Source organism: Glutamicibacter sp. AOP12-B1-11, from assembly GCF_052379245.1.
Classification (GTDB): Bacteria; Actinomycetota; Actinomycetes; order Actinomycetales; family Micrococcaceae; genus Glutamicibacter.
The window spans coordinates 22,023-41,770 of record NZ_JBQSYL010000023.1 but is presented as its reverse complement, the minus strand read 5'-3'; the positions used below and the strand labels follow the sequence as shown (position 1 = coordinate 41,770).

Sequence of the window (19,748 nt, the reverse complement as noted above, 5' to 3'; positions counted from 1 at the left end):
CATGACGACCTACGACTCATTTACCTTCCGCAGCATTCAGCTGCCCTCCGACGCTGAGCTATTGCACTCCTGGATCGCCACCGAGCATGCCCGCTATTGGGGAATGGCCACCGCGAGCCTTGACGAGGTTGAAACCGAATATCGCGGACTGCTGGAGCTCCCCAACTATGAGGTGCTCCTTGGAGAGCTTCGCGGTGAACCACGCTTCCTGGTTGAACTCTACGATCCCTCGACATCCACGCTCGCGGGAAAGTACCCGTATGTCCGTGGAGACCGCGGGCTGCACTTCCTTGCTCCGGTCCCCGCGGGGAAAGTCGAGACCGGGTTTACCTTGCATGCCCTCGGTGCGGCCATCCGGCACGCTTTCGCGCAACCGGGAATTGAACGGGTGGTGGTCGAACCCGATGTACGGAACAAGGCGATTCAAGCTCTCAACTCGCGCGTCGGCTTACAGCCGCTGAAGGAAGTCACGCTTGATGAGCCGCAAGGTCCCAAGCAGGCGTTGCTTTCGATTTGTACCCGCGAGGATTTTGAGCGCACCACCGGGATATCAGCCGGCGCCAACCACTTAAGTCCGGCCCGCTGGGAACGGGCGAATAGGCATGTTCTGGCCAAGGCCCTAGGCGAATTCAGCCACGAGCGCCTGCTGGAGCCGCTCCCCCTGGGAGAGGACCGTTACCGGGTCGAAAAGCAGGGACACCGCTACGAATTTACCGCCCAACGCTACGCGCTGAATCACTGGCAGATCTCGCAGTCATCGGTTGAACATCTAATCCAGGCCGCCGAGGGCTGGCACGGTGGCGACGTAGACGTATTGGATTTTGTCACCCTTTTCGCCACCGAACTCACGCTCAGCGAGGCACAGCTCCCCACTTATCTAGAGGAGCTAAACAGCACGCTAGGCAGCCATTGCTACAAGCAGGCGCATGCGCTCCACGACAGCACACAGCTTGCCGAAGCCACCGGCAGCCCGGCAGAATCCTTCCAGCGCATCGAATCCTCCATGACCGAGGGGCATCCGTGCTTCGTGGCCAATAATGGGCGCATCGGCGTAGGAAGCTCCGACTACCTGCGTTATGCGCCGGAAACGGGATCCGCTATCCGGCTCGGTTGGGTTGCCGCGCATATTTCACAGGCCTCATTCGACTCCATCGACGGGCTGGACTACCAGTCGTTGCTTGAACAAGAACTGGGCGGTGAAGCCAAAGCGACATTGGATCGGCACCTCTCCCGGCGCCTGGCCGGCACCGAACTCGATCCTGCGCAATACATTTATCTTCCGGTCCACCCCTGGCAGTGGGAGAACCGGCTGTCCACCACCTTTGCCAACGACATTGCTCGTGGTCAGTTGATTTGGCTGGGATATTCTGCGGACGAGTATCAGGCGCAACAGTCGATACGCACATTCTTCAATGTCACCTCACCGCGCAAGCACTATGTCAAGACCGCGATGTCAATTCTTAACATGGGGTTCATGCGCGGACTCAGCGCCGACTATATGAAGGTCACCCCGGCCATCAATCAGTGGCTTTATGAGCTCTTCGCCGCGGATCCGGTACTCGCCTCGCAACCGGTAGCGTTGCTGCGCGAGGTCGCGGCAGTCGGATATCGAAACCAGCAGTTCGAGGCGGCCACCACGCCCAGCGCACCACAGCGCAAGATGCTTGCCGCGCTCTGGCGTGAGTCGCCCATCGACATGCTGGAACCGGGCGAAACCCTTGCCACGATGGCCAGCTTGCTCCATGTCGATGCCCACGGCAAGAGCTACGCCGCGGCGCTTATCCGCCGCAGCGGACTTGAACCGAAGGTGTGGCTTAACCAATACCTGGACGCCTATCTGGCTCCATTGGTGCATTGCCTCGCGGCCTATGACTTGGTGTTCATGCCGCACGGCGAGAACATCATCCTGGTTCTGCGCGACGGGGCGGTGCAGCGGGTGCTGCTCAAGGACCTGGGCGAAGAAATTGCGGTGCTCTCGGACCGCGTAGAACTTCCGGAAACAATTCGTCGGGTGCGCACCGGTGGCGACCCGGTGCTTTCGATATTCACCGATGTTTTTGATTCCTTCTTCCGCTTCCTCGCCCCGTTATTGGATGCCGAAGACTTGCTTCCGGAAGCCGAATTCTGGCAGGTCGTCACCGAAAGCCTGTTGAACTACCGGGAACAGCATCCTGATTTTGCAGACCGCTTCGAGGCCTTGGGCCTGTTTGCCGACAGCTTCCCGCTCTCCTGCCTGAACAGACTGCAACTGCGAAATAACCAGCAGATGCTGGATCTTTCGGATCAATCCGGCGGGTTGCTCTATGCCGGCGATTTGGACAATCCCTTGGTTCAGGTGGTTTCTCCGGTTTAGCGCTAGTTTCTCGCAGCTCGCGTCGTTTGGTTGGCATCAAACGACGCGAGCTGCTTCATTTAATCTTCGAGTCAATTACCTGAACAGTGTTCAATGATTCGAAAATCCGCTGTACAGTGAATTCAAACAATATTGAACACTGTTCAACAGGAGATTTTTGATGCCAACACTAACCGGCCCGAAGCGCACCGCGCTTGACCCCTTTGCCCTCGCCGCACGGATTAGCGAAGGGCACCGCCTGACCGCGTCCGAGTCCCGCGCTATCCTGGCCACATCCGATGAGCAGACACTAACGCTCGTCACGGCAGCCGGCCGGCTACGCAGGAAGCACTTCTCCAACACCGTGAAGGTGAACTATTTGGTGAACCTCAAATCTGGATTGTGCCCGGAAGACTGCACCTACTGCTCGCAACGCCTGGGATCCAAGGCAGAAATCCTGAAATACACCTGGCTCAAACCAGACGAAGCGGTCCGCCAGGCCGGACTTGGCATTGCCGCAGGTGCCTCGCGAGTCTGCTTGGTGGCTTCGGGCAAAGGACCCACCGACCGGGATGTCAATCGCGTAAGCACCATGATTGACCAGCTCAAAGAAGAACATCCGCAGGTAGAGGTCTGCGCTTGCCTGGGCATCCTCAAAGGCGGACAGGCCGAACAGCTCAAGACGGCCGGCGCCGATGCCTACAACCACAATCTCAACACCGCAGAATCCCTCTACCCGGAAATCTGCAGCACACACAGCTACCAGGAGCGCATAGCCACCGTCGAACAGGCCAAGGGGGCAGGCCTCTCCCCCTGTTCTGGACTCATTGTCGGCATGGGCGAAAGCACCGACCAGCTCATCGAAGCGGTCTTCGCGCTGCGTGCGTTGGATACCGACTCAATTCCGGTCAATTTCCTGATGCCCTTTGACGGCACTCCGCTGGAAGGAACTTGGAACCTCACCCCGCTGGCTTGCCTGCGCATCCTCGCACTGGTTCGTCTGGCCTGTCCAGACAAGGAACTGCGTATCGCCGCCGGCCGAGAAATGCACCTGCGCTCCCTGCAGTCCACCGCGCTGGAAGTGGCCAATTCGCTCTTCCTGGGCGACTACCTGACCAGTGAAGGCCAGGATGCGCGCGCCGATCTGGCGATGATCGCCGACGCCGGATTCGTGGTGCTGGGCCAGGAGGGCAAAAACACCGCGCAGATCGCCGAGACCCTGCACGCAGCCGCCGCCCACGCCGCCCGCCAGCCAGCGGATGCAGGCAATGCCGCCGCGGCCGGGTGCGCCGGATCCTGCTGCTCCTCCGCGGCCTCAGCGGCCTGCGGCCAAGCGGCCTCCGGTGGCGGCGCCGGCGAGACGGAACCGGTGCTGCGCCGCCGCGGCGCCGGGACCGCAGAGAACCCGAACGCGTGATGGCCACCGATGCGAGCTTGCTCTCCCGCGACGCAGGGTTGCTCTGGCACCCCTACGCCGCACTTGATGCGGGGGCAGGCTACGCGGTCACCGAAGCACGCGGCGCCCGGCTGGTCCTCGAAGACGAAACCGGCACCCTCCGCGAGGTCATCGACGGGATGTCCTCATGGTGGTCAGCCGTGCACGGCTACCGCAACCCGGCGCTGGATGCCGCGGCGCGCGGACAACTGGAGAAGTTCAGCCATGTGATGTTCGGCGGACTGACCCACCAACCGGCCATCGAGCTGGCCGAGCGTCTGGTGGCCCTGGCACCGGGCGACCTGCGCCACGTGTTCCTGGCCGATTCCGGGTCAATCAGCGTCGAGGTGGCGCTGAAGCTCGCCCTCCAATACCAGGAGGCAAAGGGCCGCACCACGCGCCACCGGTTCGCGGCCCTGCGCGGCGGCTACCACGGGGACACCTTCGCCACCATGGGCATCTGCGACCCGCAGGACGGAATGCATGCGGCTTTCACCCGGCGCTCCTCCGCCGAACTCTTCCTGCCCAAGCCCCCGAGCGCACGCCGCACCGCACCGGGGCACTGGGAATACCTCGCGTCCGAGCTGGCCGACTGGGAAAGCACGGTGCGCGCGTTGGTCTCCACGAACTCCGCGCAGCTGGCCGGGATCGTGTGCGAACCGGTGCTCCAGGGTGCCGGAGGCATGCACATCTACCCGCCGGCGGTGCTCGGCATCCTGCGCGAGCTCGCCGACGAACACGACCTGCCGCTGATTGCCGATGAAATCGCCACCGGATTCGGGCGCACCGGCGAGCTGTTCGCGGTGGACCATGCCGGCATCGTCCCGGACATCATGTGCTTGGGCAAGGCGCTGACCGGAGGTTATCTCACCCTGGCCGCGTTGCTTTGCAGCAGCAAAATCGCCTCCGCGCTTGCCACCGGTGCCGGCTCCGCCGGGTCCGCACTGCTGCATGGGCCGACCTTTATGGGCAACCCGCTGGCCTGCGCGGTGGCCTGCGCCTCGCTCGACCTGCTCGCCGGGGCACCGGGCACCGCGCTAAAAGACGCTCCGTGGCGGGCCCAGGTCGCCGCGCTGGAATCCGGACTGCGCGCCGGGCTCGCACCGGCGGCCGGGCTGGAATCAGTCAAGGATGTGCGGGTGCTCGGCGGGGTGGGAGTCGTCCAACTTCGCGCCCCGGTTGACGTACCCGCGGTGACTCGGGCGGCGGTAGCGCACGGGGTCTGGGTGCGCCCGTTCCGCGATCTGGTCTACGTCATGCCTCCCTATATCAGCACCCCCGAAGAGCTCGCCGTGCTCGGCCGCGGACTGCTGGCTGCGGTGGAGCAGGTCCATGGCTGAGACCACCCCCGGCTGGGAGCGCTGGTTGTCCGCCCGAGCCACCGTGCGCGAACGCCGCGGCCTACGCCGCAGCGATCCCCCGCGGGCCGGATCCATCGATTTGGCCTCCAACGACTACCTGGGCCTATCGCATCATCCCGAGGTGCTCCGGGCCGCCGCCGAAACCCTGCGAAGCTCCGGCGCCGGGGCCTGTGCAAGCCGAATGGCCGGCGGAACTCTGTCCGTGCACCGGGAGCTGGAGGCTGCGCTGTGCCGGTATACGCACCGGGATGCCGCCTTGGTCTTCTCCAGCGGGTACACCGCAAACCTCGGGGTGCTCGGCTCCCTGGGCGGTCCGGGCAGCCTGTTCATCCTGGACGAGCATGCCCATGCCAGCCTGGTCGACGGGGCCAGGCTCTCCGGCGCGACTGTGGCCACCGCCAGGCACAACGACCTGAAGGATTTCACGCGCCTGTTGAAAGCCAACCGCAGCAGCACCCAACCCAAGCCCCGGGTGCTGTTGGCCGTCGAATCGGTTTACTCGGTCTTCGGCGACGCCGCGCCGCTGCCCGGGCTGGACGCATTGTGCCGGGAGTTCGGCGCGCTGCTGCTGGTGGATGAGGCCCACTCGCTGGCCGCCAGCGAATCCGGGTCGGCGCTCCGCGCCGCCGGCCTCGAAGGTTGCGGCCAGGTGATCAGCACCGCAACCCTGTCCAAGTCGCTGGGCGCCCAGGGCGGGGCGGTGCTTTTCGGCGGCCCGGAGGCCGCAGCGCTGCGCGAACATCTGCTCAATACCGCCCGCACCTTCATCTTCGACACCGCGCTGGCCCCCGCCGCCGCCGGCGGTGCCCTGGCCGCCCTGCGCTTGGCGGACCGGGCCCGGCTTGCCGCGCTGGCCCGGAACCAGCGGTTGATCCGCGGCCTCCTGGCGGAGTACCCGGAATTGGCCGGGCGGGTGGAAGCCGGGGCCGGGCCGATCCACTCGGTGAAGATGCCCAGCGCCGCGGCCGCCGTGCGGGCCGCCGCCGCACTGGCCGCGCAGGGCATCGCGGTGGCCTGCTTCCGCCCGCCCAGCGTTCCCGACGGAATCTCCCGCATCCGGCTGACCGCCCACGCCCACCAGCAACCGGCCGAACTGTCCGCGGCCATCCGGAAGGTGGCCAGGACGGCCATCGAGGAGGAATCATGAATTGCCCCTACGCACCCACCACCGGCAGCTTGGCCGACGCCCCGCTGGCCGGCCCGCTGCCCGCGGCCTTTCCCGAAGCCATCAACCGGCGCTACCGCAGCATCGAAGATCCGGACACTGTGCGCGGCATCTTGCGCCGCCCCGGGGAATTCACCACGGCCAACGCGCTGCGCACCGCCATCAACCTCGCCCCGGCCGCGTTGCGGATCCTGGCCGCGGTGAAATTCGCGCTGCCACCGGCGCTTTCCAGCGCCTCGGGCAGCGAACACCTCGCCGTGCGCCGGCTCGTCGCCGGATTCTTCAGCCCCGCCAAGATCCAGTGGCAGCGGCGGCCGATCACCGAACGAGTGCGGGAAATTTGCGCCCGGCTCGAACCGCGCTACCGCAACGGGGAGGTCCTCGATTTGGCCGCGGAGCTGGCCGCGGTGATCCCCGTCGAAATCATGGCGGTGCTGACCGGGGTGCGCGTGCCTCCGGCCGAAAACCTCAAACGCTGGAGCCAGGATTCGCTGGAATTGTTCTGGGGGTGGCCCGCGGAGGACCGGCAGCTGGTGCTCGCCGCCAGCGCCGCCGAATTCTATGCCTGGCTGGATCAGACGGTTCACGGGGCGGTCAGAAGCGAGGAGCCGAACCTCTATGCCGCGCTGCATCGATCGGGAGTTCCCGAACGCCAGATCCGCTCGCTGGCCTACTTCCTGGGGATCGCCGGACAGGAGACCACCGCGATGCTCATCCAGAGCACCCTGCACGCGGCGCTGCGCGATGGCCACTGGGCTGCCTGCGCCGACCCGGACACCGGGCCGGCCGCGGCCCAAGCCGTGGTGCGCGAGGTGCTGGCCGTCGCCTCCTCGGTGCCAACCTGGCGTCGCATTGCCGCCGTGGACGCCCGCGTCGGCGAGCATGAATTCGCCGCCGGTGAGGAACTGGTGCTGCGCCTGTCCGGCGGAATTCTCGGCGCCAGCGGCGACGATTCGCTGGCCTTCGGCCATGGGATCCACCGCTGCTTGGGGGCGGGCCTGGCCCGGATGGAGGCCGAGCTGGTGCTCGCCGAAACGGCCCGTTGCCTTCCGGACCTCGAAGCCGCCGGCGCGGCCCCGCGCTTCGCCCACCTGCTCTCCTTCCAGGCGCCGGTTGCGGTGCCGACTAGGTTCCCCTTCGAAAGGACCGACAGATGATCCAGGCCATCACCGGAACCGACACCGAGGTGGGCAAGACGGTGACCACCGCCGTGCTCGCCGCCCGGGCCCTGGCCCGCGGGACCCGGGTGGCGATCTACAAGCCGGCGCAGACCGGGGTGCTTCCCGGACAGCCCGGGGACGTGCAGGACGCGGCCGGCTGGCTTGGCCACCCGGAGCGGCTGGGCACCGCCGAGGGGGTGCGGCTGCGTGAGCCGATGGCACCGCTGGATGCGGCCCGGTGCGCGGGATTCGCCGACCCCGCCGAGGTCCTGCCTCCCCTGGCCGAGCACGTGCGGCGGATCCGCGAGCTGGCAGCTGCCTATGACGAGGTACTTGTCGAGGGCGCCGGCGGGCTCTTGGTCGAGCTGACTTCCGCGGGAGAGACCATCGCGGATCTGGCCGCGGCCCTCTCGGCGGAGCTTGTGGTGGTCACCCGGCCGGAACTGGGAACCCTGAACCACACCGCGCTGACCTTGGAGGCCTGTGCGGTGCGCGGCTTCTCCCGCGGCACGCTGGTGCTGGGCAGCTACCCGGACCGTCCCACGCAGCTTGCCGAATGCAATCTGGCGGGTCTGCGGACATTGGCGACCCGTTACGGGTGGAGCTTCGCCGGAAGACTGCCCGCAAACCTGGTCCGCGATCCGGCACGCCGCCCGGAGGCGCTGGCCGCAGCGGCCCATGCCCTGGCTCCGACTCCGGCCTAGCCGCGCTGGTCGCTTCCGCGGTAGCCACGAGCCGCCTGTGAGCCAACTCCGCACCAGAGTTAGCCTGTATCCCCGGCGCCGAGGCGGGTAGCGGAACTCCCTGCCGCCAAGTTTTCACCCCGCTCCCGGGTTGATCCTCGCATCTCACCTATCAGCAGCCGCAACCGATATGCCGCTCCAGATAATGTCCATTGCGGCGTTGCACCGTTCCAGGGTCTCCGGGTTTGCGAGACTTTCGCCGCGCACCACTATCTGGTAGTAAAACACCCCGGAGAGCAGGTCGAGTGCCGCCTCCAGATCGGCATCAGCGCGGATCTCCCCTTGCTCGCGGCCGCGCTCGAGGAGCTCGAGAAGCGGTACGCGCCGCTGCGAAACGTGCCCGCGCCAGTATTCACGCTGGAGATCTATGTCGGCAAGGGCGAGAAGCAGACGCTGGCGCAGCCGGTCTTCGGGAAAAGCGCCCACGCGTCCCTTGCCCGGCGTCGGGAACCCGTACTTGAGCGCCTCGCGCACCGGCAATCCCTCGGGCGGGCGGACCACCATGCGTCCGACATCGAGCGCGGCGGCGGTGAGCTTGTCCAGGGTTTCCCAACGGCGGTAGATCGCTGCACGGCTCACCCCGCTGCGCTCGACAACTGCGCTCACGGTGATCGTCGCCGCCTCGTCGATTAGCTCATTGACCGCGACGAGCACACGTTCTTGCAGTTCGGTGTCCCGCGGACGACCAGGTCGGCGGGCCATTAGCGCCAGGTGTCCGCCGGCCATCCTAGAGCCCGGCCCGCTCACGCAGTCTGCCAATCAGCGCGCCGTTGAGGCCCGCGGCCTTCAGCGGGGCCAGCGGATCACCATGCCGCTCACGCAAAGCGCGCAAGGTGAGACGCATGGCATCATCCGCGCCGGGATCCTTCACCGCAAGCTTTGCCGAGGCATCGAGATCGTATCCCGCAGCCTTCATCACCCGTTGCAGATTCGGCCGGGTGCGTTCCATGATGGCGGCCGTATTGGGGTGGGTCAGCTCGTAGTCGGCGATGATGACCTCATCCTCGGCGCCGAGCGCGAGCAGCAGCGAGGCGGCCAAGACACCGGTGCGGTCCCTACCAGCCGCGCAGTGAAATGCCACAGCACCCGGCGCGTGCGCCATGATGGCCAGCGCCGTCACGATTTGCGGCGCTGCCGAGGCAAACAAGGCCTGGTAGAACGATGCCATCTCCGGCATCTTCCCGGGCTCCAGCTTCGTGGGCATGGCGTCGCCGAGGTCCGCTACGAACGGCACGTGGTGGTACATCACCGCTTGCTCCATCAGCGGGCCGCGCCCCGTTGCCTGCACCTCGCCGCGGCTGCGCAGGTCGATGACTGCCCGCAAGCCGCCGTCCACGAGCGCCTGGGCCGACTCCGGCGGAATCGTCGACAGGTCATCGGCACGGATAGCGAAGCCGGGATTGATCAGGCCGCCTGCGACGGGCAACCCGCCCAGATCCCGCAGGTTCACTGGTTTGCTGAGCTGGATTTCAAGTACTTCGGTCATGTGATTCTCCTTCTGATAAAGGCGCTCGCCTGATCAATCACCGTGACTACGATGATGATGCAGATGACGATCGCGCCCAGGTGTCCGTAGTCGTACATGCGCATTGCGGTGGTGAGCTCGAGGCCGATGCCTCCGGCACCCACGAGGCCGAGGATCGTCGCGCCGCGCACGCTGCCTTCGAACAGCAGCAGCGTGTAGGAGACCAGCAGCGGGGCCGCCTGCGGCAGCACTCCGTACTGGATCACCTGGCGGTGCGAGGCCCCCACCGACTTCATCGCGATCATCGGGCCCTGGTCAACGGATTCCATGGCCTCGGCGTAGATCTTGCCGATCGAACCGATGGATCCCAGTGTCATCGCGAGGATGCCGGCAAACGGGCCAAGACCCACGGCCGAGACGAACATCAGCGCGAAGACCAGGTCGGGCACCGCGCGAATCACGTTCATGATCCAGCGGGCCGGGAAGTACACCCACTTCGGCGCGAGATTCGATGCCGCGGCCAGGGCCACGAACAGCGAGAGCACCGCGCCGAGTACCGTGGCCACGATGGCCATCTGCACCGTCTCGATGAGCAACTCGACGATGAGCCCGAGCTTCGAGAAGTCCGGCGGGAAGAGCCGGGCGAGAAACTCGCCCATGTTGATCGTGCCTTCCCCGAGCTTCTGGAAGTCGAAGCCGACTCCGCGGAACGACCAGAGCAGGAAGATCAGGCCTGCGGCCACGCCGACGACAGATCGAGTGCGGGGGAGGTTCATGGCCCGTTCGAGGCGGGCGCGCTCCACCGGGTCCAGCTGCTTGCCTTTGCCGGCGGTTTTCGTCGGCTTCCACTGCTCGGTGTCACTGGTCATCGGATAGTTCCTCTCCGTCATAGAGCGCTTCGAGCCGCGCGGCGTCGAGCTGAGCGGTCGGTGCCGAAACCAGCAGCTTGCCGTGCTTCAACCCGACTACGCGGTCGCTATGGCGCAGCGCGAGCGGGAGCACATGCAAACTCACGAGCACCGGGATGCCGTCTTCACGCGCGATGCTGCGCAGCAGCTCGAGCACGGAATCCGAGAGCTTCGGGTCCAGCGACGCAACTGGTTCATCGGCAAGGATCAGCTGCGGATCCTGCATGAGCGCCCGGGCCACCGCCACGCGCTGCTGCTGGCCGCCGCTGAGCGAGCGCGCCGGATCCTTCGCCTTGTGCGCGATGCCCACCCGATCCAGGAGATCCAGGGCCCGCTTGCGCTGCTGGTTGCCGAAGCCCCCGACGAGATTGAGCGGGCCGGCTTGGTGCAGCCCACCGGTGAGCACGTTGGTGAGGACGCTCAAGCGCCCGATCAGGTTGAACTGCTGGAAGACCTGGCCGGTGCTAGCGCGCAGATCGCGGATTTGCCCCCGCCGAAGATTCGCGACGTCGTAGCCCGCAACCCGCACCGCTCCACTGGTAATCGGAGCGAATCCCGTGAGGCTTTTCATGAGAGTCGATTTGCCCGATCCTGAGGACCCCAGCAACGCGACCATCTCACCGGGGAAAAGCTCCAGGTTCACCCCGTCGAGCACGAGCCCATCGGCTGCGTTGTACGCAACGGCCAGGTCACGCACCATCACGCGAGGCAGGAGCACGCGCTCCTTGCCATCCGCCGGCACCGGCGTTTGCGGCGCTTCATGCGCGGCCGCGCGGGTGATGGACTCGGTCATCACTTCAGATCCGAAATGTCTACGCCGGCCACCGCGGCAACATCAACAAGGGGCTGGAAGGCTTCCCTGCCGGGCTCGAGGATCGGGTCGACGCCAACGATCCCGGCTTCGGCGTAGACGCCCAGCGCCTCGGCGTTTTCTTCGGCAAAGACCGTGGGAAGTCCCGAAAGAAGCGCCTGGCGTTTCGCATCGTTCATGCCCTGGCTGGCTATGACGGCCATGCTGACATCCATCGGCAGGCTCTCTCCGATGAAGCGCACATCGCCCTCTTCGAAGGGGAAGTAGTCGGTGCCGGTCATCTGCGTGAGCATGGTAGCGGTGCAGGCCGCGTCAACCTGGCCTTCCTTGACGGCGATGGCACTTCGATCGTGCCCGCCGGTGAACATGGCGTCGTAATCGACATCGCGTTCCAGGCCAACACTGTCGAGCAGGTGCACTGGCATGAAGAAACCCGAGCTCGAGCCGGGGTCGGCAAAAGCGACGGTCTTGCCCTTGAGCTCTTCGACCGACTGAATGGGAGAATCGGCCAGCACGTAGCACTTCGAGACCGGGTCGGGGGAACCGGGCCAGGTCATGAGCGCGTCCACCTCACCGGTGTTCACGGCCAGTGCACTTGGGAAGGCGCTCATCAGGGCGATGTCGACGTGATCGGCGCGCACCGCCTCCACCACACCGAGATAATCGGGGGCATCGGTGATTTCGACTCTCAGGCCGGTCTCCGCGGTGATGAGTTCGCCAAGTGCCACGATTGGGTTAACGGCGGTGGGGTCATCTCCCGCCGGCAGTGTGGCGATGCGGATCACGTCGGCTTCGGCGCTGTCGGCGGATGCGCTGCCGGAACAACCGGTGATCGCCAGAAGGCTAGCCAAGGACAGGGCTCCAACGCCCAGAATGCTGCGAGTGTTCATGGGGATCGAGTGCCTTTCGGTAGTAGGTTCAGGTCGTTCGTGGACCGTATGCCACTAGCTAACTCGCCCGGGGCAACACGCAATTACGAGACTCTCAGACTCGTAACAAACAGCAGGTGAACAATTGGAATTGCCAGGTAACTCTCCTCCTGCGCGAAGCTCCGGCGGCTGCTCCGCTGGGCCGCCGCGGTGCTGGCACCACCAAAAACCGGATGCCCACTCCCCGGCCCGCCGGTTTGGGTTTCGGGTTGCCTCTGGCGAGGAATATCGACACGACAAAGTACGTTGGGCACAAGTATGAAGAACATCGGATTTTTGTCCTTCGGCCACTGGACCGACCACCCGCAATCCGGAACCCGCAGCGCCTCGGATGCGCTATTGCAAGCAATCGACCTGGCAGTTGCGGCCGAGGAGCTCGGCGCCGACGGCGCATACTTCCGGGTGCACCACTTCGCCCAGCAGTATGCTTCCCCGTTCCCGCTGCTCGCCGCCATCGGTGCACGCACCAGCCGCATCGAAATCGGCACGGGCGTCATAGACATGCGCTACGAAAACCCGTTGTACATGGCCGAGGATGCCGGATCCGCCGACCTCATCTCCAACCGTCGCCTGCAGTTGGGCATCAGCCGTGGATCACCGGAACAGGTCATCGACGGGTGGCGCCATTTTGGTTTCGAACCGCATGAGGGCGAGACCGACGCCGAGATGGGACGCCGGCATACCGAGCGTTTGCTCGAAGTGCTTTCTGGAGAAGGCTTCGCCCAGCCCAGCCCCAAGCCGATGTTTCCCAATCCCCCGGGGCTCTTGCGCATAGAACCTCACTCGGAGGGTTTGCGCGAGCGTATCTGGTGGGGCTCGGGCTCGAACGCCACCGCCGTGTGGGCGGCGAAACTTGGCATGAATCTGCAAAGCTCCACGCTGAAAGACGATGAATCCGGCAAGCCGTTCCATGTGCAGCAGGCCGAGCAAATTGAGCTTTACCGCCAGGCGTGGAAAGACGCGGGCCATGATCGCGAGCCACGGGTCTCGGTGAGCCGCAGCATCTTCGCCCTGACCGATGAGCGGGACTGGCAGTACTTCGGACGCGACCGCTACAGCTCCGACCAGGTCGGCAACATCGATGCCAAAACCCGCGCGATCTTTGGCAAGTCCTACGCCGGGGAACCCGATGAACTGGCCAAGACCTTGGCCGAAGATGAGGCCATTGCCGCGGCGGATACCTTGCTGCTGACCGTCCCTAACCAGCTGGGCGTCGAGTACAACGCACACGTCATCGAATCGGTGCTCAAACATGTGGCCCCGCTGCTGGGCTGGCGCTAGGGAGAACGCCGAGCGAATGGTTGCCGGTTAGGCAACCTCACGGGTTTACCTAGGCGAGGCGCTGCGCGAGCGCTTCTACGCCCGCGCCGCGAAGAGACGCCAGGTAGGCAGGTCGCCCCGCCATGATCATGACAAGATCGAGTTGCTTGCCCTTGACCGGTGGCCCGTCTCCCGCCGAGAAGGAAGAATCTAAGGCTTCCAGGGTGAGACCGGTGACGAGGCGCTTGCTGTTCACCGCGAAATCCCGCTCGGAAAAGAATTTGGCAACTTCGTGCACCGCATCCGGATCAGGGACCAGATCGAGGGCAAGCGGCCGGGCGATGTCCTGGCCGTGGACAATCACTTCCCCGAGCATCGCCGCATAGTCCATGGTCGGGGCGACCTTGTTCTCGGCGGATGCACGAAGGTTCGCGAGCGTCTGGGCAGGAGTGTCCCCCAAATATCTGCGCAGCCTACGCTCGTTATGCAGAGTGGAGTTGAAGCCTGCCAACACGATGCTGCGCAGCCACGACATCGTGCCGGTGTTTGCGGCGGCGGTCAGATGGGCGACAACCTGGGAGACCGACCAATCGCTGCACAACGTGGGAGCTTGCCAAGCCGCATCATCCAGTCCCGACAGCATTTCGAGAAGCCGGTGCCGTTCGGCATGGATTGCATCCCAGAAGTCATTCTCGTACATCACGTTTCCGTCCGGTTTGATCTTGTCGGGGCAGGTCCCGCCTGATGGCACTCCACTGCGCATCGGGTGGGCAAGCTCCCGAGGCTTGTTCAGCCTAGTGCAGCGCGCCGCAGGAAAATAGCCCGGTTGCCCCGATCCAGTCAGGAGTCAATTACAACGTGCCAGCCATCGATTCGAGGTTCGCGCAGATGGCGCCGCTACGGGGCAGGAGCTCGGCGGAGGACAATCGTTACAAGATTTCTCGCCGCCATTGAAGCGAATGAGATGTAGGACACTAGGCTGGAGCGGGAGAGCTTGGTTTTCATACAGCCCGAGCCATTGAGCAGTTCGAATGGCTCCTACTAGATTTTGCCTAACACAAGAAAACTGACACAGGAGAATTACATGAGCAAGCCACTAAATATCGCATTCATCAAGGCCAGCTGGCATGCAGATATCGTTGATCAGGCCTTGGCCGGATTCAAAGCAGATATGGATGCTTCCGGCGTTGAATACGGCATCGATGTGGTCACCGTGCCTGGTGCCTACGAGATGCCATTACAGGCCAAACGGCTAGCACAGACCGAAAAGTATGATGCCGTGGTGGCTGCGGCGCTAGTAGTCGACGGCGGAATCTACCGCCATGATTTTGTCGCTCAGGCGGTTGTCGATGGGCTGATGCGCGTGCAGCTGGACACGAATGTGCCGACTTTCTCTGTGAGCCTAACCCCACACCACTTCCACTCGAGCGAAGAACACGAAAAGTTCTACTTCGAACACTTCGTCAAGAAGGGTGCCGAAGCCGCACGCGCGGTGCGTACGATCGCAACGCTCGGCGAGTAGCCTTCGCTTCTAATACGCAATGCGTGATGGTCGCTCCGAGAACCGTCCGGACCGACCGTCACGCATTTTTTCGTACGACATTCTTGGCCCGTGGGCGGGAATTTGCGGAGTTAAGCGGGATGCTCGTCATTCAGCTCGCTACGCCTCGTCGAGTGTTGCATCGGGAACGATGTCTCCAGCGCCGTCCGAGAAATAGATGAGCAGCGCCTCATGCCTCGCCACCTCCGCACGGACTCGCCCACCGAGAAATGCGCTCCAAATTGTCCCTAGTCATGCCTAGGATCAAGGCATGATCGATTTTAATAACTCCTCAGTGTTCAAACTCGGCCCATGGAACCTGGCCGAGGTAGCACCGGAGATAACCCCCATGCTCGTCCCAGCGGAAGAGCTGCTCGCCGCGTTCAAGGGTGCACGTGACTATGTAGTCTTCACCAATAAGCGGCTCATCGCGGTTAATGTCCAAGGCCTGACGGGCAAGAAACGCGACTATACCTCGCTGCCCTACGCACGTATCCAAGCCTTCTCCGTCGAAACGGCCGGAACTTTTGATCTCGACGCGGAATTGGAGCTGTGGTTTAGCGGTCTTGGAAAGGTGAGCCTGGATTTCAAGGGCAAGGTGGACATCCGAGCCCTTTCCCAAGTCATCGCCGGCTACGTTCTGTAGAAGTACGTTGGCGCTTTGGGAAAATTGTCCGGGATGAACAATTTCGGATCCACAATTGCTAGTTGAAATTCAAGCAACCGAAGGGGCACGGAACGCCCGACTGCCATGCCCACTGAGGATCCAATAGTCCGATTCCGACAGACTATTCGTCTCCTTCCGCACCGGAACCTACTTGACAGTACACCGGACGGCGGTGTGTTCTTAGAAAGGGTAAACAGCCGTTCACCCCGTTTGCGTCATCTTTTATCCGAAGGCCACCGTCGTGCCGATTCGTTCCGTTCCCGCGTGGGCTACCACCGCCATCCTCGCCTTATGCGGGATGGTGGTCGCGCTCCAGCAGACCCTCGTTGTCCCACTATTGCCTGATTTTCCGGTGATCCTCGACGTCTCGGCCGAAGATTCCTCCTGGCTGGTCACCGCCACGCTGCTCAGCGCGGCGATTTTCACCCCGGTCATTTCCCGCATGGCCGACATGTACGGCAAGCGCAAAATGCTGCTGCTCGCTTTGGCCGTGATGACCCTCGGCTCGCTTGTTGCCGCCCTCGGCGGATCCTTTGGCGCACTGATCGCCGGGCGGGCCATGCAGGGCTTCGCCTCCTCGCTGATCCCGGTGGGAATCTCGGTACTTCGCGACGAATTGCCCAAGGAAAAGGTGGCCTCGGCCGTCGCGCTGATGAGCGCAACCTTGGGCATCGGCTCGGCGCTGGGCATGCCGATGTCCGGACTGCTCTACAACGCCTATGGCTGGGAATCACTGTTCTGGGTTTCCGCAGGCCTGGGCCTGGTATTCCTCGTAGGCGTGCTGCTGCTGGTCAAGGAATCGACGATCACCACCCCCGGCCGCTTCGACATCTCCGGGGCGCTGGTCCTCTCCGTAATACTCACCGCCGCCCTATTGGCCGTCACCAAGGGTGCCAGTTGGGGCTGGAACAGTCCGCTCACACTCGGCCTATTTGCTCTGGCACTCGCGCTGCTTGCCGGTTGGATCCCGCTGCAGCTGCGCGTCAACCAGCCGATGGTGGACCTGCGCACCGCGGTGAAGCGGCCGGTGCTTCTGACCAACGTCGCCTCGTTCTTCCTCTGCGTGGCGATGTTCGTCAACATGCTCATCACCACCCAACAGCTGCAGATCCCCACGCAGACCGGCTATGGTTTTGGCTTGTCGGTGCTGGTCGCCGGGCTCGCCATGGTGCCTTCGGGGCTGGCCATGGTCTTCTTGTCCCCGGTTGCCGGCGCGATGCTCAATCGCTGGGGAGGCAAACCGACGATGATCTTCGGCGCGGCGATTATGGCCCTCACCTACGTGGGCCGGGTCTTCCTGGATGACGCTGTGTGGCAGGTGATCGTCGGGGCAACCCTGGTCAACGTCGGAGTCGCCTTCTCCTACGCCGCGATGCCGACGCTGATCATGAGCGCGGTGCCGATTACCGAAACCGCCTCGGCCAACGGGGTCAATGCGCTGATCCGTTCGCTGGGCACCAGCGTGGCCAGCGCACTGACCGGCCTGATCCTCGCCACGCTGGTCGTCGAGCACAACGGCACCGTGCTGCCCTCGATCGATGCGCTGCATTTGGCGTTCTGGCTCGCGGCGCTGGCCGCGGCCATCGGCATCGCCATTGCCTTGTTCATCCCCAGCGGCGGGCGCACGCCGAAGGCAGACAACAACGTCGAAGAGACCATGGTGCATGGCCGGGTCATCATGTCCGCTGCCGGCGGTACCCAGCGTCCGGCCATTGTGACCTTTGTGCGCCAGGACGGCGTCCCCGGTGACTGGGCGCGCACCGACCATGAGGGGCTTTTCACCGCGGCGCTGCCCGGACCAGGACGCTATCTCGTGGTCGCCAACGCCGCAGGCTGGGTGCCAAATTCCCAGCTGGTGACCTTCTCCGGCGGAACCACGGAGCACAATGTGGAACTGCACGATACGCTTTCGCTCAGTGGCGTGGTGGCTACCGGCAATATGGCCGTGACCGGGGCCCTGGTCAGCCTGAGTGCCGGAGCCGGCGACTTCATCGCCGCGACCCACACCGACGGGCGCGGGAGTTACACCTTGGATCTGCCTCCGGTGGGAACCTACGTTTTAACCGCCGCGTCACCGCACAGTGACACCGCCACTTCGGTCAAGCTCATTCTGCGGGCGCGGACCGAGCGTGTGGATATCGAGTTGCCCGCATGAGCGCCATCGATGGCCGGGGACGCATCCGGCAAGCGGCGTCGGCCTTGTTCGGCGAGCGCGGATTTCATGATGTTACGGTGCGCGAGATCGCCGAGGCCGCCCAGGTCTCCCCCGCCTTGGTGATCAAGCTCTTCGGCTCCAAGGCCGAGCTGTACACCGTGGCCAGCACCATCACCGTTCCGCTGGCAGACCTGGACCTGCCCCGCGAACGCCTGGGCCGGGCGCTGGTGCAGCAGATCCTCAACCGGCGTGATGCCGCGGTGGTTGATCCCTGGGAGACCCTGGTCCCGCGGATCAGGCAATCGCCCACACCGGAGGTAACCCAGCGCGAGCTGCGCGAGACCTATCTGGCCGGGTTGGCAAGGACCATCGCAGATACCACCGCCGACCGCCGCCACGCCTCGGCCGTGGCCTGCCAGCTGCTGGGCCTGGCCGAGGGCATTCGAGTCCTGGGCTATTTCGCGGCCGAAGATTTTGATGCAGACGAGGTCGTCGAGCAGTATGCGGCGGCGGTCCAACTGCACATCGACCGGGCTGGCGCCTCCGGCTAGCGCACCCTTGACTCTCACCGGCGTCCGCTCACCAGGCCTCGTGCGGGCTCAGTTTGCTGGCTGCCATCGAGACGCCGAGGATGATGGTGCGCATGAAGCGCTCGGCGGCCTCGATGAGCAGCCGTTCCCCGTCATCCACCGCTTCTTGCAGGGTCATCGGGATCGGCACGATCGAGGCAATCGCATCGATGCCGATGTCGTGGACGTCGCGGCAGCCGCGCCCCAGCGTTCCGGCGAGAGCCACCACCGGCACTCCTTGCAGGGCGGCACGGCGCGCGACCTCCGCGGGAACCTTGCCCTTGGGCGTCTGAAAATCGATGGCGCCCTCGGCGGTGATCACCAGGTCCGCTCCGCGCAGCATCGAATCGAGGTCGATTCCGGCCAGCCCGGAGTCGAGGATCGCTTCGAAGCGGGGCAGCAGCACCGCTCCCACCGCGGCGAGTCCGGCGCCCAGCCCTCCCGAGGCCCCGGTGCCCGGCGCGGTCGCGAAGTCGGTCTCACGCGCCGAGGCAAGCGCATCGCGGCGCAGCACCGCGGCCCAGCGCTCAAAGCCAGTGGACATCGCCTCGACCTGCTGAGGCGTCGCGCCCTTTTGCGGGCCGAAGACTCGGGCCACGCCGCGCGGCCCGGTCAGGACGTTGTGCTGATTCAGCGCAAGCGTGATCTGCACGGTTCCGTCCGCGAGCGCCGGGTGCAGCCCGGCTAACTCAAGCCGGTCGATGCGTCCGAGCTGGTTTCCTCCGGCGGTGAGCTCCCGGCCCCTGCCGTCCAGGATCCGTGCCCCGAGCGCCTGCAGCGCCCCCATGCCGCCGTCGGAGGTTCCGGAGTCCCCGCATCCGACGAGCACCTTGGTCGCGCCCGCGTCGATCGCCGCGGCGATCAGTTCGCCGACGCCGTAGCTGGTGGTGGTTCCCGGGTCGCGTTGGTCCCGGGGAACGAGCCGCAGACCGGCCGCGGCGGCCATCTCCACGACGGCGGTGCCGGCGGATTCTCCGCCGAGCATCGCATAGTGGGAGCCGACCTTTTGCCCTACCGGTCCGGTGACGACCGCTGGGACGAGATGGCCGCCGGTGGCGCGGGCGAGGGTTTCGGCGGTCCCTTCCCCGCCATCGGCGATCGGGACGGCCTTGACCACTGCTCCGGGCAAGGCGCGGCGCACGCCGGCACCGATCGCGGCGGCGACGGCCGAGGCGTCGAGGGATTCTTTGAATCCGGAGGGGGCGACCAGGATGCGTTGCGGCAATGCATGAACCATGATGATGAGTC

At 64.8% G+C, this 19,748-nt stretch carries 18 protein-coding genes; 11 read left to right on the top strand and 7 right to left on the bottom strand.

What is annotated here, in order from left to right; genetic code table 11:
- The first annotated feature begins 1 nt into the window (after position 1).
- The 6 genes from ACT3UQ_RS14025 to bioD all read left to right on the top strand — a co-directional run bounded on the left by ACT3UQ_RS14025 (position 2) and on the right by bioD (position 8,157).
- The gene (locus ACT3UQ_RS14025; RefSeq protein ID WP_105569918.1) at positions 2-2,353 is read left to right on the top strand and encodes a GNAT family N-acetyltransferase; all 2,352 of its coding nucleotides are present in this window, start codon (positions 2-4) and stop codon (positions 2,351-2,353) included.
- A gap of 160 nt (positions 2,354-2,513) precedes the next feature.
- On the top strand, positions 2,514-3,749 hold the full coding sequence (bioB, locus tag ACT3UQ_RS14020; RefSeq protein WP_444637341.1) for a biotin synthase BioB: 1,236 nt from the start codon (positions 2,514-2,516) through the stop codon (positions 3,747-3,749).
- On the top strand, positions 3,749-5,107 hold the full coding sequence (locus ACT3UQ_RS14015; protein ID WP_444637347.1) for an adenosylmethionine--8-amino-7-oxononanoate transaminase: 1,359 nt from the start codon (positions 3,749-3,751) through the stop codon (positions 5,105-5,107). The genes bioB and ACT3UQ_RS14015 overlap by 1 nt, the downstream gene beginning before the upstream one ends.
- A complete protein-coding gene (locus tag ACT3UQ_RS14010) occupies positions 5,100-6,275 on the top strand; it encodes an aminotransferase class I/II-fold pyridoxal phosphate-dependent enzyme (protein WP_096287408.1) in 1,176 nt (391 codons plus the stop codon). Before ACT3UQ_RS14015 ends, ACT3UQ_RS14010 begins: the two co-directional genes overlap by 8 nt.
- Positions 6,272-7,450: a cytochrome P450 gene (locus ACT3UQ_RS14005; protein WP_096287410.1), complete on the top strand. Its 1,179-nt coding sequence runs from the start codon at positions 6,272-6,274 to the stop codon at positions 7,448-7,450. Before ACT3UQ_RS14010 ends, ACT3UQ_RS14005 begins: the two co-directional genes overlap by 4 nt.
- On the top strand, positions 7,447-8,157 hold the full coding sequence (bioD, locus tag ACT3UQ_RS14000) for a dethiobiotin synthase (RefSeq protein ID WP_096287412.1): 711 nt from the start codon (positions 7,447-7,449) through the stop codon (positions 8,155-8,157). Before ACT3UQ_RS14005 ends, bioD begins: the two co-directional genes overlap by 4 nt.
- Before the next feature lie 144 nt (positions 8,158-8,301).
- Here the strand turns inward: bioD and ACT3UQ_RS13995 are convergent, their stop codons facing one another.
- From ACT3UQ_RS13995 to phnD, 5 genes are read right to left on the bottom strand one after another with little or no spacing between them, the layout of a single operon-like run.
- A complete protein-coding gene (locus tag ACT3UQ_RS13995; protein WP_444637338.1) occupies positions 8,302-8,898 on the bottom strand; it encodes a TetR/AcrR family transcriptional regulator in 597 nt (198 codons plus the stop codon).
- A 25-nt stretch (positions 8,899-8,923) separates the two neighbouring features.
- Entirely contained in the window at positions 8,924-9,682 is a 759-nt protein-coding gene (locus tag ACT3UQ_RS13990) for a tyrosine-protein phosphatase (protein WP_096287415.1), read from the bottom strand.
- Positions 9,679-10,530: a phosphonate ABC transporter, permease protein PhnE gene (gene phnE, locus ACT3UQ_RS13985; RefSeq protein WP_096287417.1), complete on the bottom strand. Its 852-nt coding sequence runs from the start codon at positions 10,528-10,530 to the stop codon at positions 9,679-9,681. The genes ACT3UQ_RS13990 and phnE overlap by 4 nt, the downstream gene beginning before the upstream one ends.
- Entirely contained in the window at positions 10,520-11,362 is an 843-nt protein-coding gene (locus ACT3UQ_RS13980) for a phosphonate ABC transporter ATP-binding protein (protein WP_096287419.1), read from the bottom strand. The genes phnE and ACT3UQ_RS13980 overlap by 11 nt, the downstream gene beginning before the upstream one ends.
- The gene (gene phnD, locus ACT3UQ_RS13975; protein WP_096287421.1) at positions 11,362-12,270 is read right to left on the bottom strand and encodes a phosphate/phosphite/phosphonate ABC transporter substrate-binding protein; all 909 of its coding nucleotides are present in this window, start codon (positions 12,268-12,270) and stop codon (positions 11,362-11,364) included. The genes ACT3UQ_RS13980 and phnD overlap by 1 nt, the downstream gene beginning before the upstream one ends.
- A 297-nt stretch (positions 12,271-12,567) precedes the next feature.
- Here phnD and ACT3UQ_RS13970 point away from each other — a divergent pair, with 297 nt between their 5' ends.
- Positions 12,568-13,590 carry an LLM class flavin-dependent oxidoreductase gene (locus ACT3UQ_RS13970; RefSeq protein ID WP_096287423.1) on the top strand — a complete coding sequence of 341 codons (1,023 nt, stop codon included), beginning with the start codon at positions 12,568-12,570 and terminating at the stop codon, positions 13,588-13,590.
- A gap of 49 nt (positions 13,591-13,639) precedes the next feature.
- Here ACT3UQ_RS13970 and ACT3UQ_RS13965 read toward each other — a convergent pair whose 3' ends face one another.
- Positions 13,640-14,269 carry a maleylpyruvate isomerase family mycothiol-dependent enzyme gene (locus ACT3UQ_RS13965; RefSeq protein WP_096287425.1) on the bottom strand — a complete coding sequence of 210 codons (630 nt, stop codon included), beginning with the start codon at positions 14,267-14,269 and terminating at the stop codon, positions 13,640-13,642.
- Positions 14,270-14,617: 348 nt separating this feature from the next.
- Here ACT3UQ_RS13965 and ACT3UQ_RS13960 point away from each other — a divergent pair, with 348 nt between their 5' ends.
- The 4 genes from ACT3UQ_RS13960 (at position 14,618) to ACT3UQ_RS13945 (ending at position 18,482) form a co-directional block, all read left to right on the top strand.
- On the top strand, positions 14,618-15,091 hold the full coding sequence (locus ACT3UQ_RS13960; RefSeq protein ID WP_255248478.1) for a 6,7-dimethyl-8-ribityllumazine synthase: 474 nt from the start codon (positions 14,618-14,620) through the stop codon (positions 15,089-15,091).
- A 289-nt stretch (positions 15,092-15,380) separates the two neighbouring features.
- Complete coding sequence (locus ACT3UQ_RS13955; protein WP_096287429.1) at positions 15,381-15,755, top strand: PH domain-containing protein; 375 nt, start codon at positions 15,381-15,383, stop codon at positions 15,753-15,755.
- Between the two features lie 262 nt (positions 15,756-16,017).
- Complete coding sequence (locus ACT3UQ_RS13950; protein WP_255248479.1) at positions 16,018-17,931, top strand: MFS transporter; 1,914 nt, start codon at positions 16,018-16,020, stop codon at positions 17,929-17,931.
- Positions 17,928-18,482, top strand: a complete 555-nt coding sequence (locus ACT3UQ_RS13945; RefSeq protein ID WP_096287431.1) for a TetR/AcrR family transcriptional regulator — start codon at positions 17,928-17,930, stop codon at positions 18,480-18,482. The genes ACT3UQ_RS13950 and ACT3UQ_RS13945 overlap by 4 nt, the downstream gene beginning before the upstream one ends.
- A gap of 28 nt (positions 18,483-18,510) precedes the next feature.
- On the opposite strand, the gene ACT3UQ_RS13940 is transcribed toward ACT3UQ_RS13945, so the two are convergent.
- The gene (locus tag ACT3UQ_RS13940) at positions 18,511-19,737 is read right to left on the bottom strand and encodes a glycerate kinase family protein (RefSeq protein ID WP_096287433.1); all 1,227 of its coding nucleotides are present in this window, start codon (positions 19,735-19,737) and stop codon (positions 18,511-18,513) included.
- Between the last annotated feature and the right edge of the window lie 11 nt (positions 19,738-19,748).

Excerpts from the sequence above, each read along its gene's own strand:
- ACT3UQ_RS13990 (WP_096287415.1), bottom strand. The coding sequence starts at position 9,682 with ATGACCGAAGTACTTGAAATCCAGCTCAGCAAACCAGTGAACCTGCGG.
- ACT3UQ_RS13965 (WP_096287425.1), bottom strand. The coding sequence starts at position 14,269 with ATGTACGAGAATGACTTCTGGGATGCAATCCATGCCGAACGGCACCGG.
- ACT3UQ_RS13980 (WP_096287419.1), bottom strand. The coding sequence starts at position 11,362 with ATGACCGAGTCCATCACCCGCGCGGCCGCGCATGAAGCGCCGCAAACG.
- bioB (WP_444637341.1), top strand. The coding sequence starts at position 2,514 with ATGCCAACACTAACCGGCCCGAAGCGCACCGCGCTTGACCCCTTTGCC.
- ACT3UQ_RS14005 (WP_096287410.1), top strand. The coding sequence starts at position 6,272 with ATGAATTGCCCCTACGCACCCACCACCGGCAGCTTGGCCGACGCCCCG.
- ACT3UQ_RS13995 (WP_444637338.1), bottom strand. The coding sequence starts at position 8,898 with ATGGCCCGCCGACCTGGTCGTCCGCGGGACACCGAACTGCAAGAACGT.
- ACT3UQ_RS14010 (WP_096287408.1), top strand. The coding sequence starts at position 5,100 with ATGGCTGAGACCACCCCCGGCTGGGAGCGCTGGTTGTCCGCCCGAGCC.
- ACT3UQ_RS14015 (WP_444637347.1), top strand. The coding sequence starts at position 3,749 with ATGGCCACCGATGCGAGCTTGCTCTCCCGCGACGCAGGGTTGCTCTGG.
- ACT3UQ_RS13970 (WP_096287423.1), top strand. The coding sequence starts at position 12,568 with ATGAAGAACATCGGATTTTTGTCCTTCGGCCACTGGACCGACCACCCG.
- phnD (WP_096287421.1), bottom strand. The coding sequence starts at position 12,270 with ATGAACACTCGCAGCATTCTGGGCGTTGGAGCCCTGTCCTTGGCTAGC.
- ACT3UQ_RS14025 (WP_105569918.1), top strand. The coding sequence starts at position 2 with ATGACGACCTACGACTCATTTACCTTCCGCAGCATTCAGCTGCCCTCC.
- phnE (WP_096287417.1), bottom strand. The coding sequence starts at position 10,530 with ATGACCAGTGACACCGAGCAGTGGAAGCCGACGAAAACCGCCGGCAAA.
- ACT3UQ_RS13945 (WP_096287431.1), top strand. The coding sequence starts at position 17,928 with ATGAGCGCCATCGATGGCCGGGGACGCATCCGGCAAGCGGCGTCGGCC.
- ACT3UQ_RS13955 (WP_096287429.1), top strand. The coding sequence starts at position 15,381 with ATGATCGATTTTAATAACTCCTCAGTGTTCAAACTCGGCCCATGGAAC.
- bioD (WP_096287412.1), top strand. The coding sequence starts at position 7,447 with ATGATCCAGGCCATCACCGGAACCGACACCGAGGTGGGCAAGACGGTG.
- ACT3UQ_RS13940 (WP_096287433.1), bottom strand. The coding sequence starts at position 19,737 with ATGGTTCATGCATTGCCGCAACGCATCCTGGTCGCCCCCTCCGGATTC.